The sequence below is a fragment of the Actinomadura verrucosospora genome (genome assembly GCF_039540335.1).
Taxonomy (GTDB): Bacteria; Actinomycetota; Actinomycetes; order Streptosporangiales; family Streptosporangiaceae; genus Spirillospora; species Spirillospora verrucosospora.
In genome coordinates this window covers 1-522 of the sequence record NZ_BAABEV010000135.1, presented here as the reverse complement: position 1 = coordinate 522, position 522 = coordinate 1, and the positions used below count along the sequence as shown (strand labels likewise).

Annotated in this window: 1 protein-coding gene; it reads left to right on the top strand. The window is 27.0% G+C overall.

Annotated elements, in window-relative coordinates; all coding sequences use genetic code 11:
• The first annotated feature begins 180 nt into the window (after positions 1-180).
• The gene (locus ABD944_RS42605; RefSeq protein WP_425550335.1) at positions 181-360 is read left to right on the top strand and encodes a hypothetical protein; all 180 of its coding nucleotides are present in this window, start codon (positions 181-183) and stop codon (positions 358-360) included.
• Positions 361-522 lie beyond the last annotated feature (162 nt).

The window sequence follows — 522 nt, the reverse complement described above, 5'->3', positions numbered from 1 at the left end:
CCCAATTGATCATTTTGTGTAACTATGCAAAAAAAAGTATACTACGAAAATGTAGTTCGTAACAAAAAAAGAATTTTTATATTCTATAATTTTTGGAATTTTAAGAGTATTTCTTTACGTAGAAGTATTCATTTTTACAAAAAATCAAGTTTTTAATTAGGTATAAAAATTTTATAAATTATGAATATCTCTAATCAATTAAGTCTTGAACAAGAATTCGAATTGGTCTTGTATAAGCAAAAAATTGAGCCACTAAATCTTGAGCAGTCTCGAAATTTACTGTCAGAAACGCTTAGAACAATGTTGTTAAGAGATAACATTATTAAGTACGTAATAATAAATTCTCACTTTAGTCAGTAAATATTACAGATTATTACTTTCTTAGCTATTTATCTCGTAATATATTTTATATTGTACTTTCGATACTAATACATCGGCTCGCCAATTTATTTGACAGCTCAAACAGTGAAGTCCTTCATTATAATAGGGAGAGTTCAATGCTTGACGCATTTTCCAGAGTTG

Coding starts and splice junctions, on each gene's coding strand:
- ABD944_RS42605 (WP_425550335.1), top strand. CDS start 181: ATGAATATCTCTAATCAATTAAGTCTTGAACAAGAATTCGAATTGGTC.